This window comes from Paenibacillus sp. FSL H3-0329, assembly GCF_037963285.1.
Classification (GTDB): Bacteria; Bacillota; Bacilli; order Paenibacillales; family Paenibacillaceae; genus Paenibacillus_AQ; species Paenibacillus_AQ odorifer.
In genome coordinates this window covers 2,596,878-2,609,342 of sequence record NZ_CP150150.1, presented here as the reverse complement: position 1 = coordinate 2,609,342, position 12,465 = coordinate 2,596,878, and the positions used below count along the sequence as shown (strand labels likewise).

Genomic DNA, 12,465 nt, shown 5'->3' with positions numbered 1-12,465 from the left:
CGCCTATCTATTATCTACTTATATTGTCAAAGCTCGTTCTGCTTCTACTTCTACCTCTATCTTTTCGATAAAACCTCTGCCTCATACTGTTTTACTTCATTTAGCCAGCTTGCCCGGACCGGTACGCCATTCTTCGCACAATAATAATCCCAAATGGCTCCAAACGGATACGATTTAAATTCCTCGACCAAGGCAAGTCTTGAAGTGTAATCTCCATCCAGCTCAATTTGCTTCAATTGCTCGATTGGCTCCAGCATGGCACGAAGCAAAGCTTTTAATGTATTTCGTGTTCCGATCACCCAAGCAGCAACATGATTGATGCTTCCGTCAAAAAAATCTAATCCAATATGCGTTCTGTCCAGAAACTGGCCACGAACCAGTTCACGGGCAATCTCGAGCAGCTCATCGTCCATAGTTACCACATGATCACTATCCCAGCGTACTGGACGGCTAACATGCAGCAGCAATTGATCCCCAAACAGCAGCCAGGAAGACAGCTTATTCGAAATCGTCTCGGTTGGATGGAAATGCCCAGCATCGAAGCACACCGCCTTGCCCCGGCTTAGCGCATAACCCATATAGAATTCATGTGAGCCAACCACGTAACTTTCCGAACCAATACCAAACAGCTTACTTTCTACAGCATCAATGTTATATTGCTGATCGATTTCCTCGCTGAAGATTTCATCGAGTGACTGCTGAAGCCGTACCCTTGGTGACAAACGGTCGATCGGCGTATCTTTATAACCATCTGGAACCCAAAAATTAGTCACACAAGGCTGACCTAATGCCTGGCCAAAGGACTCGGCGATTCGACGTGAGGCCTTGCAATGAGCGATCCAGAAGTTGCGGATTTCAGGATCTGGGTGGCTCAGTGTGAAGCCATCGTTTGCTTTTTCATGAGAAAAACAGGTAGGATTGAAATCCAATCCGAGTCCCCGCTCTTTGGCCCAGCTCACCCATCGCTCAAAATGCTTAGGCTCTAAAGCATCGAGATCTACAGTCTCTTCTGTATCCGCATAAATAGCATGTAAATTTATTTTATGTTGGCCTGGGATGAGTGCAAGGGCCTGTTCCAAATCACGGCGCAGCTCCTCCGGATTCCCGGCCCTCCCCGGGTAACTTCCAGTGACTGCGATCCCGCCGCTCAGTTCTTTTTCCTTATTCAAAAATCCCTTCACATCATCACCTTGCCAACAATGCAAAGAAATCTTAATTTCCGCTAGCTGCTGCAACACCTTATCTACGTCGATCCCATGCTGTGCGTAAAGCTTTTTCGCTTCATTGTAGCTGTTCTGAATGCTCTGTAAGCTCTCTTTACTCTGCTCCATGATTGAGCCTCCTGATTGTGTTTTAGGTGAGGCACTTTTGCCTCTCTTTGGCTCGCGTGCCTCTTAACTTAGCTACTAATTAACGGCCTGCAACCGGGCGAACTGTGCCAAAGCCGCCTTTTTGGTAGTGGGGTCCATTCCCTTCGGTATATAAGATGTAACTTGGAATGAACGACTTATAATTTCTCTCGCCTCTTGAAGATCAGTTACAGCACCCGTGCTGATCATCTGCACCACCAGATTGCCTAAAGCCGTAGATTCCGTTGGTCCGGCGTGAATTTCCATCTCCAGCAGATCAGCCGTAATCTGGCACAACAGACCGTTATTTGCACCTCCGCCAACGATATGCAATCTCTCTAAGTTGTCCCCCGTCAATTGCTGGAGATCCTGAATGTAGAAATAATAAGATAAAGCAAGACTATCAAATACACATCGAGCCATTTCCCCAGGCGTTTGAGGAACCAACTGTCCTGCTTCCACACAATAGCTGCGGATCTCGTCAATCATGCTCTGTGGATTCATGAAGCGTTCATCATTGCAATAAATGATTGATCTAAAAGGGATTTCTTGTGCTGCCAGCTCTACCAGCTCGCCGAAGCTGTATTGTCCGCCGTACTCCTCACGAACCTTTTGAATCAACCACATGCCCATAATATTCTTAAGAAACCGGAATGAGCCGTAGGCTCCCCATTCATTCGTATAGTTGCGTAACATTGCCTCTGGACTTGTGATGGCTGAACCCCGTTCCACCCCGATGAGTGACCAAGTACCACTACTGAGAAATCCCCAGTTCTCGCTGTTTGCCGGAACCCCTAATACAGCTGATGCTGTATCATGAGAGGCTACTGCTATGAACTCGCAATCTGGAAGATCACCGCGAGCCGCCAAGTCCTCCGTCAACCTCCCAACGGGTTCCCCAGGTTCTGTTAAGGGAGGGAATTGCTCTTTTGAAAGACCAAGCACCGACAGAAGATCCTCATCGTAATCACGAGTGTGAAGATTCAGCATCCCAGAGGTGGAACCTATCGTCACTTCACTAATCTTGCGACCCGTAAGCCGATAATAAAGATAATCAGGGACCAGCAGGATGGAATGTGCTGCTTCCAGCTCCGCCTGATCATGCACAAACAGCTGATACAATGTATTAATCGGGAGATATTGTATCCCCACCTTTTCGTAAACGCTTTCAATTGAGATATTGCGATGCAGCCTCTCTATCGCTCCATCCGTTCGGGAGTCACGATAAGAAAAAACCTCATGGATCCGCGCTCCCTCCTGATCGAGAAGTACATAATCGACACCCCAAGTATCGATGCCCACGGTGCAGCGCGCGATCCCTCTAGCCTTGGCCTGCTGTAAGCCCTTGACGATTTCAGCAACTAAATAATCTATATCCCAATATAGATTACCATTTTGTTCAGCGAATCCATTACTGAAGCGATGAATTTCTTCTATAGACAGGGTTCCTCCCGGCTGCTGCAAGGTTCCGCAGACCACTCTCCCACTAGAGGCTCCGATATCAACAGCAATATGATTCTGAATTTGATTATGAGCTTGTGTATTCATCTCTATACAACACTCCTTATCTCCTATCAGCCTACTAGCAAAGCGAATACGATTCCTGGACCATGCACGCCTATCGTCAGATCATTCTCAATATCCGCTGAACGGCTAGGTCCGGAGATAAAGTGAATGCCCGCCGGCAGCCCCGATGGCCCAGCTTCATCAAAATCAATAAGCACCTCACCGAGACGAGTCTTCAGCCGCTCCAATGGAACGATGGCAATTAATGCGGTAGGTAATAAGCTGACTGAACGGCCTTTATTCTCAGAGGACAGCACAGTAATGGAGCCTGTATAGGCAACTGCATAATCCGCAATCACAATTCCAATATCAGCCTCGGCCGCCCTAGCTTTCCATGCCTCCTGATCATCTGTATTCCAGACAGACACCCGTGTATCTGTGAGTTCCTCCTCTAGTCGAAGTGCTGCTAGCTCGGTGACATTTTGCCGGAGAATATACCGTGCGAGCATCTCATTGACTTTGCTGACGATGAAAGCTTTGGCTTCATCCATATCCTCCATACGAAATACATGACCACCTGCGCTTTGAAAATTCGCCGTAAATTGTTCAATCCTTTCCTCCGGACTCCACTGGAATTGCTGCCAATACTGCGGTGCGCCGCGAAAAGGATGTGCAGGAGCTTCAGTAATTCTCGGCCGCTTCAGGCGGCGTGCGATATCATTCATGAATGCCTGCTGCTTTTCACGTGAATCCTGCTCCATACGTTCCAACCAGTTACTGTGCGTCTCTTCAGTCATGCCCGGCCCCTCCTTCCAGCTCTTCCGGCTTCCGCTTCGCTAGTAAATCTTCCATTCGCTTCTGTATCGCCGGGTCCATTTCGCGACTGTTCTTGTCTAGCTCCTGTTGCAGCCCCTTCCAGCTCTCACGGAAGGATTGATCTGCCAGCTTCGGGGCGATCCGATAATTGTTCCAACCTTTCAGCGGGCCCAGTTTCGACGGAATTCCTCCGTCTCGTACGAGCAGCTTTTGCCCGATTCTACCTACCTTCATCACATTACTAAATCGCTGTGACTTCGCCATGATCGCCCCAAAACCCTTCATGCCGAGACCTTCTGCCTTATCCCCATAACCACGTTCTACCTTACGCCGCCGTAAATAGATGAGCATATCATGCAGAGGGATTTTGACCGGACAGGCTTCATAACATGCTCCGCACAGGCTAGAGGCTGAGGCGATGTCATCCCATTGATCTACATTTTTATTCAACGCCGGAGTCAACACCGCTCCTATAGGTCCGCTATACGTTCCTCCATATGCATGACCGCCAATATGACGGTAGACAGGACAAGCATTCAGACAAGCTCCACAGCGGATGCAGTTCAGCAGCTCCTGAAACTCAGGATCGCCTAGCTGCTCAGATCGACCATTATCAAGAATAATAATATGTTGCTCTTCCGGCCCATCACCGTCATTATCCCTGCGGGGACCAGAAATACCCGACATATATACCGTTAACTTCTGCCCTGTTGCCGAACGAGGCAATAATGTAGCCATCACTTCAAGATCACTCCACGAAGGAATAATCCGCTCCATCCCCATCAGGGTAATTTGCGTTTTCGGTAAAGTGGTGACCATACGAGCGTTACCTTCATTCTCGAACAGCACCATCGAACCCGTCTCTGCAATAGCAAAGTTACAGCCAGTCATTCCGATATCCGCATCAAGGAACTTCTCTCTCAGCTTACGCCTTACAAATCCAGCAAGGATAGTAGTTTCGGGCAAAAGCTCCTCTCCTGCCTCTTTGGACAACAGCTCGGCAATCTGGTAGCGGTTCTTATGAATCGCCGGAATAATGATATGTGACGGGGTTTCCCCGGCAAGCTGGATAATATACTCCCCCAGATCCGTCTCTATGGTCTCCACACCAATGGATTCCAGCGCCTTATTTAAATGCAGCTCCTCTGTAACCATTGATTTGGATTTGACCACAGAAGCTGCCTGTTTTCGCTGCGCGATTTCAAGGGCAATCTTCACAGCCTCTTCACCCGTTGCTGCAAAATGAATATGTGTGCCGTTTACTCTTGCCTTGTCTGCAAAAAGGTTCAGATAGTAATCAAGATGGGCGATCGTGTGTAGACGGATTTGCCGCCCACGTTCACGCCACTCTTCCCAGTGGCCATGATCGTTAGCCGCTTTTTGTTTTCCATCACGCAGTCTCTCCGTGGTAAAACGAACAGCCTTGCGTAAAAAGTCATTATTCAGCGCCAAGTCTGCACGTTCTTTTACTGTAGCTGGCTTTCTATTCTCTGAACCCGCCTTGGGATTGGTGGTAGCTTGGCTCATTTATCAGTCACCCCCTCATACAGCAGTTCTGCTAAATGCATAACTCGAACGGGTTCGCGGCGGTAACGCAGATTCCCGGCAATATTCATCAGACAACCCATATCCAGACCCGTTAGGATTTCTGCTTCCGTCTCCAGCACATGATCTGATTTCTCAGTGACCATTGCCCCGGAGATATCAGACATTTTCACGGCAAAGGTTCCACCAAACCCACAGCAGTCCTCAGCAAAAGGCAGTGGCACCAGCTCCATCGCCTTCACATTTTGCATAAGCTGCATAGGTTCGTCGCGAATCCCTAGAATCCTTGTGCCATGACAGGAAGGATGATAGGTAACCTTATGCGGAAAGACTGCTCCTAGATCAGTTACGCCAAGTACCTGCACCATAAACTGGCTAAATTCATAGGATTTGCGTTGCAAATTCTGCGCCTTGACCAGATTAACCGGATCATCCTGAAACAGCTTAGGGTAATGATGAAGCATCCCCGTACAGGATCCGGAAGGTGCAATGACAAAATCACTGTCATCAAAAGCCTGTAGAATCGTAAGTGCAGCTTGCCGCGCTTCATTCCAATATCCACTGTTGTACGCAGGCTGTCCGCAGCAAGTCTGCACCTCCGGGAACTCCAGCTGTACGCCATACCTGGCTAGCAGACGAGCCATGGCTTCCCCGACCTTCGGGAACACGGCATCGCTGACGCAAGTTATAAACATCGATACCTTCATGCCTTCACCTCCTGCACAACTATTTACTACACCGTCGTTATTGCGATGTTCAGCTTCTGCAACTGCTTCATTTGTTCTCCAACAGGGTTGTAATCCGTTATTAGGACATCCACATCACTAGGAGCCGCAAAATGTGTGAACGCTTGTATTCCAAATTTACTGGAATCACATAATAAGATCACTTGCTCCGCTATAGAAATCATCTTTCGTTTCACCATAGCTTGCAGCTCATTTGATTCACTAGCGCCACGTTCGAGATGAAATCCTTTGCAGGAAAAAAACATCTTATCCACGTGATACAATTCAAGCGAACGTTCTGCTAAATGACCAACATAGGACATTGATCTGCGGCTCAGCTGTCCGCCTGTAGAAAAGACCTCGATCCGCTCCTTCCCGCTTAACTCTGCTGCCACTCTAGTAGAATTGGTCAACACAGTAAGCGGCATATCCGGCAAATGCGAAGCCATATACCAAGCCGTTGTACTGGCATCCAGCAGAATTCGATCGCCCGGCTTAATCATCATTACCGCCTCGCGGGCAATCCGCTGTTTCTCCGCTGCATTCATGATTTCTCGTTCGGCATAAGGGGTCTCCGGTTGCCGGTCACGCAGGCTAACTGCTCCGCCATGCGAACGCAGCAACCGCCCCGCTTTTTCCAATCGATCCAGATCGCGGCGAATGGTTTCTTCCGTCACTTGGCATAATGTACTCAATTCTGAGACACGGATACTGCCGCGTTCATTCACTAGTTCTACGATTCGTTCATATCTGTCTGCAATCAGCATGATTTCCCTCCGTTATCCCTATCTATATTCAAGCTACCTCTTATCTAGTAAAAGCTGCTGGCACTCCACCGTCGATTGTCAGCATACAACCCGTAGTTTTCTCTGACTTGGAAGAAGCAAAAAAAGCAACGCCTTCGGCAATATCACGCGGATAAATATTAACTAGCAGCGTCGTGCGTTTACGGTAATGCTCCTCTAATTGATCCGGCTCAATCCCGTAAGCAGCCGCCCGTTCATTACGCCAGTTCGAATTCCAGATGGCTGATCCCTGTAAAATTGCATCGGGCAGAATCGTATTGGCACGGATGCCAAACTCTCCGCCTTCAGCTGCTATACAGCGGGCCAGATGGGCTTCGAGCGCCTTGGCAGAACTGTAAGCCGAAACGCTTTTTCCTGCAAAAATAGAATTTTTGGAGCCGATGAACACCATGCTGCCACCGATTTTTTGCTCCTTCATCACTTTAAAAGCTTCGCGTGCAACGAGGAAATATCCTGTGCCCAGTACAGAAATATTCAAGTTCCACTCTTTTAATGAAGTCTCATCAAACGGACTGGAGGTTGCAAGCCCAGCATTATTAACGATAATGTCGACCCCGCCATAAAAAAGTGCTGTCTCCGCATATGCTGCGGTTACCTGCTCTTCCTGAGTTACGTCCATTTTAACGGCGAATGCACGATTTTCACCATACTTAGCGTTAATCTCTTCCGCTACTTTTTGTGCACCCTCCAGATTGAGGTCTGCCAATACAACATGCGCTCCTTCTGATACTAAACGACGAGCCGTCTCACTCCCAATTCCCCCGGCACCACCTGTAATAAAGGCAACTTGACGGGAGAACTCCGCTTCTGCCGGAGCCAGTGATAATTTATATAATTCCAAGGGCCAATATTCCACATTGTACGATTCATTCTCACTAAGAGAGACGAAATCTCCCAGTGCAGTAGCTCCGCGCATAACAGCAATCGCCCGGTGATACAAGGCTCCGCTGATCTTAGAATTGCTCCAGCTTTTACCTGTGTTGATCATGCCCACGCCAGGAATCAGGATCACACGTGGCGCAGCCTCGAACATTACATCGCCCTCATGTTTATTACGGTCGAAGTATGCTTTGTACTGCTCCTTATAAGCGCTAATCGCTTCGCTCAGCTTCGCCTTCAAGCCATCGATATCATTGGTGTTTGGCTCCCACGCAACAAAAAGCGGCTTCATTTTGGTATGTACCAAATGATCCGGACAAGCTGCGCCTACATCAGATAACTTCTCCGAGTCAGCCCCTCCTACGAAACGCAGCACATCCTCCGCATCATCGAAGGTCAAAATCATTTTACGCTCATCGCTAACTGCGCCTCTGATCAGTGGCATCACTGCGGCCGCTACAGCCCGTCGCTCTGCTTCTGGAAGTGCTTCTGATTTGCGGCCGCCAAATAGGTTCTGATCTTCAATTCTTTCTTCAATATAACTTTCCGCTTCGTTAATTATGGAGATTGTTTTGTCATAACAAGATTCAGGTGTATCCCCCCAAGTCACGAGACCGTGTTTCTCCATCAGCACTAATTCAGCTTTCGGGTTTGCGAGCACACCTTCGGCAATCATTTTGGATAAAGTGAAGCCTGGACGGATGTAAGGCACCCATACGAAACGATCCCCATAAATCTCACGGGCAATTTCCTTACCGTTATGCGCACAGCATAAGCTGATAATGGCATCTGGATGCGTATGATCCACATGTTTGAAAGGTAAAAACGCATGCAGCAACGTCTCGATGGAAGCACGCGGATGTTTAGGGTCAATCATACAATTTGCGAGATAAGCTACCATCTCTTCATCTGGCATTTCATCACGTTCAAATAACGGGGCAATATCCTGAAGCCTTAGTCCGGTAAAATTGCCTGCTTTCATCGTAGCGAGGTCAGAGCCGCTGCCCTTCACCCACATTACTTCTACCTCGCGCCCGCGAAAATCCAATTCTATCGTTTTGCTGGAGGTATTCCCTCCGCCAAAGTTACAGACTCTGCGATCTTCGCCCAGCAGATTAGAGCGGAACACTAATGCATCCAATCCCCCGTTTAATTTCTTTTCCCGAGATGAATCCCATAAGTTTTGTACCATTTGTGAATACCTCCGTTTTTGAATGTTTGTTTTTTTGTTTATTTTTGTTTGTTTTGATTTTAAACTATTTGTTTGTGTTTGAATAGAGCGCTTTCAACAAAATTTTAAATTATTTTCACATTTTAGACGAATCTACATTGGATGAACTACAATAACCTCGTGAATAACAAAAAAGAGCTGCCTCTTGGCAACTCCTCCACTATTTTTCAAACCAGCTTAAAGGGTGATCCAGTAGTTACATTTTTCATCCTTAATGCCATGTAGTTTTCCTTTGTTCGCTTCAATAACCTTTCTCGAAGATATATTGTCCGGCTCACAAGTCAGCATGACCTTATCAATCCCCATGTCCGCAGCTTTTTTTAACAGCTCTGCCAAAAAAATCGTACCATAACCTCTTCCTCTCTCACTGGGTCTGATACTATAGCCAATGTGTCCACCTGACTTCCTCAATTGATCATTTAAGGAATGTCTTAATTTTCCGACACCAACGGGATAGGAGTCAATCAGTAGCCAGTAGTTGGTCTGTGCTACATACTGTGGTGGAAGATTATCACCTTGTGAAAGTGCTATCCTCTCCCGGATGAAATCAGGAAATTGACTGAAAGCCAGATTAAATCCATTGTTGACGAATCCATTTTCCCCCGGACCTATCTCCACAATCATCTCAAAAATATCGCGTCCATCTGAAATGCTAGCTTCCTTTAGCTCAACAAGCATAATAATCCCCCCTAGAACGTTATTAATAACTTCCCTATCAAAAATTTACCGCAAAAAAGACCGGCATGCATTATTTAATTGCACAATCTACAACTAAAATGTACTTCAATGCTCACGCCTAATGTATTAAGTGTACTTTGTGCAATTAAATTCGCCCAATTTAGCTAAATCAGCTAATTACGAGAGATATAGTTGTACAAAGTACATCTATATCACCGAAGTGAGAGTAAAGTAGCAATTTAGTTGTATGAAATACACTTATCTGGCTCCTTGTGACTACTAGGTGATCAAGCAACAGGTATCTAAACTAATCTATCTAATCTAATCTATCTAATCTATCTAATCTATCTAATCTAATCACCATCTACTCACCCTCTAATCACCTTCTGCTCCCCCACTTTTCACAGGAATGTTTCTATTTCTCGCCCCTCCTTCCGCACTCTCGTAGTATACTTATTGGAATAAGATACAGATGTTGTATTTTTCACTAAGGAGGTTTGTGATGGTGAATAGCTTTAAGAATGCCAAGGCGCAAGAACAAGTGTGGCAGTCCTACCAACAGCTAGTTGATCAGTGGCCTGTTCCTCTTGAAGAACTCGATCTCCCAACCACATATGGGCTGACGCATTGTATCCTTACCGGGCAAAAGAGTAATCCCCCCTTATTTCTATTTCATGGCGTTGGTGATAACTCGGCGGTCATGTGGCTCCTTAACATCGAGGAATTATCGCGGCATTTTTACTGCATCGCTATTGATACTCTGGGCGGACCCGGAAAAAGCATTCCTAATGCGTACTTTAATAAACAAAAGTTTGAGCAGGTGGAATGGATTAATGAAATAGCCAAACATCTGAGCATAGACGTCTTTAATATTGCAGGGGTGTCAAATGGCGCCTATATTGCTTTTAATTATGCGACCAAGCAACCGGACAAAGTGAACCGTGTGATTTGTTTGGAAGGCGGAATGGTCACCACACCAATCAAAGCCATGCTGCAAACGCTAATGATGATGTTCCCAGAGATTCTGATTCCCACGGATCGCAATTTACTCAAAGTGCTGAAGAAGTTAAGTGCGCCTGACTCCCCTTTATTTGACAATCACCCAGAAGTAGCTGCTCATCTAATCCTTTTAATGCGCACTCATAATCAACAAGCTATGTTTGTTCATAAGCTTCAAAAATACGATAGAAACGCCGCAGTTGCCGTCAGAGATAAGCTCTATTTTTTAGTAGGAGAACACGCATTAAAACAATCAAAGGATTTCATAGATATTTTAGAGGACGGAAAGTTTCATTACCAAGTCATCCCCCGTGCGGGACACGGCATTAATCATGAGCAACCGGATAGAGTCAACACTGAAATCATCAATTTCCTGACCGGCGATAATGATAAATCACTTGCATCCTTATGAAAGCGTTACTATTATGAAGGTTATTACTCATACTTACTCTATTAAAGGAGAGGTTACCCATCAGATACGGAACTCTAGCCCACACATTTGGCTGCCTGCCGCTCAAGTCGTTAACTGCAACCCTTCAGAATTATGATATCGATTTTGTTCAGCTTGCATTATCCAAAGCCATTCAGGACATCGACACTTCTACCGGTAAACTAAGTCCAGGTCTTGCCAGCTATATTGGCGAACAATTTGATAAAGCAGGAATACGTATCGGTGTTTTGGGCTGTTACATCAACCCTGTTCATCCGGATCCTGTCATCCGGAGAGCTGAGATCAATCGTTTTAAAGAGCATCTTCGTTATGCCCGCCAATTCGGCGCACCTATGGTGGCAACAGAGACCGGTGCGCTGACTACTTTTCAAGCACAAGATCCGGTCCATTACGAAGCTATCGGCTGGGATACGTTAAGGGCAACTATAGAAGAACTTGCAGAGGAAGCTGAAAAATGGGGCGTTTTTCTAGGACTAGAAGGGGTCTGCACACATACACTTTCTACACCAGACAAGATGCGCCGCATCTTAGATGAAGTCCCATCAAGCTGTATAGGTGTTGTATTGGACCCTTGTAATTTTATTGGCACGGCTGCGCATTTGCAGGATCAAATTGTCGATGATTCCTTCAGATTATTCGGCGACCGTATCATTCTGGCGCATTTAAAAGATATCTATCAAGATGGTGAAAAAGCATACCACGGAAAAGCAGGCAACGGATTATTCCATACCGAAGCTTTCCTGCGCAAACTCCAAGAATATAAGCCAATGATCGATGTGTCATTAGAAGATATCAAGGATCTGGAGGTTAATGATACAGTTGCTTTACTGAAGAAGCTTGCTCCTATAACACAATAAAAACCCACTTCTGAGGATAGGTGTTAGCAGCAGCTGCGCATCTATCCCAGCTTTATCTATGCTCAAAAATAGTGTTTCCAGTTATTGAGCAGATGATCATCCTCTGCCTGCAGCAATTTGGAGGCATATACGATTTGACCTGTATGATAGGAATAATGTTCTACCGCTCCGATCATAATCTTTTGAATACTCCAAGTATAATTCTCCATTCCAGCCCCCTCAGGGAAACTAATGGTGACCTCCCGTTCTAGATCAGCCTTCGTCAAATTGCCCACCACCGCACGGCTTTCTTCCCTGACCTTCAGCATATACTGCAATAATTCCTGTGATGAATAACCGCCTCTGGTCAAAAATTCATTAGGTCTATCTCTTTCTATTGGCTTATTGCCGATTCCGCTGACCAGATGCTGATATTCGCTGCCCGCAATATGCAGGCATAGGTTACCAATGGCATTCATTTTTGACTTTGGACGAAACCATATCTCTTCGGTCGATAGCTTATTTACAGCTTGCTCCACATACCCCAAGGATTGATCGAGCCTTCTCATACATTCGATAATGATTTCACTCATACTAATCCCTCTTCCTTCTACTTTTGTTTGTAAACTTGTTAAATGGTACTT

Annotated in this window: 11 protein-coding genes; 2 read left to right on the top strand and 9 right to left on the bottom strand. The window is 46.2% G+C overall.

Going from position 1 to position 12,465, the window contains the following annotated elements; translation table 11 throughout:
• Positions 1 to 56: 56 nt before the first annotated feature.
• The 8 genes from rhaA to NSQ66_RS11135 all read right to left on the bottom strand — a co-directional run bounded on the left by rhaA (position 57) and on the right by NSQ66_RS11135 (position 9,535).
• Positions 57 to 1,331, bottom strand: a complete 1,275-nt coding sequence (rhaA, locus tag NSQ66_RS11170) for an L-rhamnose isomerase (RefSeq protein WP_076142010.1) — start codon at positions 1,329 to 1,331, stop codon at positions 57 to 59.
• 75 nt (positions 1,332 to 1,406) lie between these two features.
• Complete coding sequence (rhaB, locus tag NSQ66_RS11165; RefSeq protein WP_249267759.1) at positions 1,407 to 2,897, bottom strand: rhamnulokinase; 1,491 nt, start codon at positions 2,895 to 2,897, stop codon at positions 1,407 to 1,409.
• Positions 2,898 to 2,923: 26 nt separating this feature from the next.
• Positions 2,924 to 3,652 (bottom strand): lactate utilization protein, encoded by a 729-nt coding sequence (locus tag NSQ66_RS11160; RefSeq protein WP_076142011.1) that lies wholly within the window; start codon positions 3,650 to 3,652, stop codon positions 2,924 to 2,926.
• Entirely contained in the window at positions 3,645 to 5,198 is a 1,554-nt protein-coding gene (locus NSQ66_RS11155) for a LutB/LldF family L-lactate oxidation iron-sulfur protein (RefSeq protein ID WP_076142012.1), read from the bottom strand. Before NSQ66_RS11155 ends, NSQ66_RS11160 begins: the two co-directional genes overlap by 8 nt.
• On the bottom strand, positions 5,195 to 5,923 hold the full coding sequence (locus NSQ66_RS11150) for a (Fe-S)-binding protein (protein ID WP_036689769.1): 729 nt from the start codon (positions 5,921 to 5,923) through the stop codon (positions 5,195 to 5,197). Before NSQ66_RS11150 ends, NSQ66_RS11155 begins: the two co-directional genes overlap by 4 nt.
• A gap of 26 nt (positions 5,924 to 5,949) precedes the next feature.
• Positions 5,950 to 6,708, bottom strand: a complete 759-nt coding sequence (locus NSQ66_RS11145) for a DeoR/GlpR family DNA-binding transcription regulator (protein WP_076142013.1) — start codon at positions 6,706 to 6,708, stop codon at positions 5,950 to 5,952.
• A 40-nt stretch (positions 6,709 to 6,748) separates the two neighbouring features.
• On the bottom strand, positions 6,749 to 8,818 hold the full coding sequence (locus NSQ66_RS11140) for a bifunctional aldolase/short-chain dehydrogenase (RefSeq protein ID WP_076142014.1): 2,070 nt from the start codon (positions 8,816 to 8,818) through the stop codon (positions 6,749 to 6,751).
• A 216-nt stretch (positions 8,819 to 9,034) separates the two neighbouring features.
• A complete protein-coding gene (locus NSQ66_RS11135; RefSeq protein WP_076142015.1) occupies positions 9,035 to 9,535 on the bottom strand; it encodes a GNAT family N-acetyltransferase in 501 nt (166 codons plus the stop codon).
• A 502-nt stretch (positions 9,536 to 10,037) separates the two neighbouring features.
• On the opposite strand from NSQ66_RS11135, the gene NSQ66_RS11130 reads away from it, so the two are divergent.
• Both NSQ66_RS11130 and NSQ66_RS11125 read left to right on the top strand, forming a co-directional pair.
• Positions 10,038 to 10,946: an alpha/beta hydrolase gene (locus NSQ66_RS11130; RefSeq protein ID WP_051491643.1), complete on the top strand. Its 909-nt coding sequence runs from the start codon at positions 10,038 to 10,040 to the stop codon at positions 10,944 to 10,946.
• A 29-nt stretch (positions 10,947 to 10,975) separates the two neighbouring features.
• The gene (locus tag NSQ66_RS11125) at positions 10,976 to 11,842 is read left to right on the top strand and encodes a sugar phosphate isomerase/epimerase family protein (protein ID WP_339279732.1); all 867 of its coding nucleotides are present in this window, start codon (positions 10,976 to 10,978) and stop codon (positions 11,840 to 11,842) included.
• Between the two features lie 62 nt (positions 11,843 to 11,904).
• Here the strand turns inward: NSQ66_RS11125 and NSQ66_RS11120 are convergent, their stop codons facing one another.
• Positions 11,905 to 12,414, bottom strand: coding sequence for a DinB family protein (locus NSQ66_RS11120; RefSeq protein WP_076142016.1), 510 nt, complete (start codon positions 12,412 to 12,414; stop codon positions 11,905 to 11,907).
• Positions 12,415 to 12,465: the final 51 nt, after the last annotated feature.

Coding starts and splice junctions, on each gene's coding strand:
- rhaA (WP_076142010.1), bottom strand. CDS start 1,331: ATGGAGCAGAGTAAAGAGAGCTTACAGAGCATTCAGAACAGCTACAAT.
- rhaB (WP_249267759.1), bottom strand. CDS start 2,897: ATGAATACACAAGCTCATAATCAAATTCAGAATCATATTGCTGTTGAT.
- NSQ66_RS11160 (WP_076142011.1), bottom strand. CDS start 3,652: ATGACTGAAGAGACGCACAGTAACTGGTTGGAACGTATGGAGCAGGAT.
- NSQ66_RS11155 (WP_076142012.1), bottom strand. CDS start 5,198: ATGAGCCAAGCTACCACCAATCCCAAGGCGGGTTCAGAGAATAGAAAG.
- NSQ66_RS11150 (WP_036689769.1), bottom strand. CDS start 5,923: ATGAAGGTATCGATGTTTATAACTTGCGTCAGCGATGCCGTGTTCCCG.
- NSQ66_RS11145 (WP_076142013.1), bottom strand. CDS start 6,708: ATGCTGATTGCAGACAGATATGAACGAATCGTAGAACTAGTGAATGAA.
- NSQ66_RS11140 (WP_076142014.1), bottom strand. CDS start 8,818: ATGGTACAAAACTTATGGGATTCATCTCGGGAAAAGAAATTAAACGGG.
- NSQ66_RS11135 (WP_076142015.1), bottom strand. CDS start 9,535: ATGCTTGTTGAGCTAAAGGAAGCTAGCATTTCAGATGGACGCGATATT.
- NSQ66_RS11130 (WP_051491643.1), top strand. CDS start 10,038: ATGGTGAATAGCTTTAAGAATGCCAAGGCGCAAGAACAAGTGTGGCAG.
- NSQ66_RS11120 (WP_076142016.1), bottom strand. CDS start 12,414: ATGAGTGAAATCATTATCGAATGTATGAGAAGGCTCGATCAATCCTTG.